General features: G+C 57.7%; 2 protein-coding genes. One reads left to right on the forward strand and one right to left on the reverse strand.

The window, feature by feature from the left end:
• The coding region (locus tag RMSM_RS23105) for a GspE/PulE family protein (protein WP_040769118.1) at positions 1–668 on the forward strand (668 nt) is incomplete at its 5' end.
• Here the strand turns inward: RMSM_RS23105 and RMSM_RS23110 are convergent.
• Positions 665–1,435 (reverse strand): PIG-L deacetylase family protein, encoded by a 771-nt coding sequence (locus RMSM_RS23110; RefSeq protein WP_040769119.1) that lies wholly within the window; start codon positions 1,433–1,435, stop codon positions 665–667. The two genes, RMSM_RS23105 and RMSM_RS23110, sit on opposite strands and share 4 nt — an antisense overlap.
• Positions 1,436–2,159: the final 724 nt, after the last annotated feature.

The raw sequence follows: 2,159 nt of genomic DNA on the forward strand, positions 1-2,159 counted from the left end.
CGACCACGATGTACAGCATGCTGCGAACGATTGCGGCACTGCAGCCCCGGCGAAGCGTGATCACGATCGAAGATCCCGTTGAATCCATCATCGATTCGATCAGCCAAAGCGAGCTCGATCCAAGCGGCGGAATGACGCTCGCATCGGCGCTGCGAAGTGCCGTGCGGCAAGACAGCGAAGTGTTGCTTGTCAGCGAGATTCGTGATCCCGAGACAGCCGAGGCAGCGATGCAGGCGTCGTTAACCGGGCATCTAATCTTTTCGTCTTTGCATGCCACCGATGTCGCTGCGACGTTGCGGCGAATGATCCAGTTCGGGGTACCAAGTTATGCGCTGCAGAGTGGGATCCGTGCGGTGTTAACCCAGCGATTGCTGCGGCGACAGTGCGGCAAGTGCCAAGGAGATGCCGAGCAAAAGGTGCATTGCGAAGCCTGTGTGGGCACTGGATACCGTGGCCGCGTTGCGATCGCCGACTGCATCTTTTTCGACGGTTCCGATCCCGTTGGCGATACGTTGTCGCGAGCACTCGATCGAGGCGTTTCGGCCGCAGAGATGCGTAACGATGCAATCGCCGCGGGTTGGGTCGACCTTCGCAGCCAAGCCGAAACATTGGCTCAGCAGGGCACTACCGATCTGCCCGAAGTCTATCGAGTGCTGGGCGAAAACTAAGTCCGCGTGTCGACGATGATGTCGGCGAGCGCGTCACGCAGGGGATCATCTTCGGCACCGCAGAATCCCCAGTGCTCGCGACGACGCCAACCTTCGGCGTACTGAAACTTGCCACTTTTTTCCCCCATCTGCAAACTGAGATCACGCATCGCTTGCAAATAACTATCCATACCTTGGCTTTCGTCGAGCCACTGTTTTTGGCTGGCGTGACAAGCGAGTGCTTCGACCTTGGTCTCGATCACATCGGTTTCGTCGACATACATGTGCGGCGTGATCCAATCGCCAAGCGGAGTACGATGACCGGGAGTTTGGGCGTGATAAACGGTCACGGGATCCATATAGACGGGCACCTCGGGATCGCTGGGGAAGTTGGGCATCCCGTGCGCGAATGCCGCACTGACGGCGAGACGACAACTAATCTCGTGGTCTTCCATATAATCGATCGGCGAATGCGTCAGCACGATTGAGGGCTTCGCCTGGCGAACGATAGCCGCGACCTTGCGAAGGTTTTCGGGGGTGTAGGCCGCTTCCATGTCCGGAAAGATCGGCTCATAGAACGTTGCACCGATCACCTCGGCAGCACGACGAGCCTCGGCGAGCCGTGTTGCAGCGCAGGTCGCACAATCCATCGTCGTGGAGCCACGCGAACCGTCACATAGATTGGCGTAGTGCAGGTCCCAACCGCGACGTGCGAGTTGCAACATCGCACCAGCCATAAAAAATTCGATGTCGTCAGGGTGCGCCGCAATGGCAAGAACAGCAGGCATCGTTTGGTTCTCGTTTGGAGGGATCACGTTGGTGAGATGATCCGTTTTACCAAACTTCGTTCACTGCGGCGACACTTTCGGATGCTTCATCGAATTTCCAACTTGTTCGCCGCATGCCCGGTACTCGTAGGGCCGGTTCGTGATGGCCGGCTTCTCGATGGCCGGCTTCTCGATGGCCGGCTTCTCGATATCCGGCTACTTGATAGCTGGCTTAGGGTGAGCAAGACGATTGGGGCATGAGCGTGGGAAATTGGTGCTCGGTCAGCCCCTTACCCGAACAAGTCCTGTCAGGCGGCTGGACCTCTCTCGACCACCGTTGAGCGAGGCGGCTTGAGACGGCATCGATCTTTCCTGTCGCCCCTATCGGGGCTTCTGAATACTGGTCCGTTGCACACCCCACGGCTCACGCCGTGGGCTACATCCTGACGTCCCTATCGGGACTTGTTAATGCTGATTCACTCGCAAAACCGTAGGCCGCGGTGGCACTAAGCAAACTTTCGAAAGTAACTGCGACGTTTCAAATGCTCTCGAATGGAGGTAGTGGACGAGGTTACGAGTCCGTGCGACTTCATGGCATGACGGGACTCGTGACCTCGTCCACTACGATGCATGACGGGACTCGTAGCCTCGTCCACTACGGTGAAAACTTATTGCCCAACGGTTCCTTAACAATGGCCGGTAGGAACCGGCCCAACGTTCATGGCCCTAGCGTCGCGAAGACGAC

The organism is Rhodopirellula maiorica SM1 (assembly GCF_000346295.1).
Taxonomy (GTDB): domain Bacteria; phylum Planctomycetota; class Planctomycetia; order Pirellulales; family Pirellulaceae; genus Novipirellula; species Novipirellula maiorica.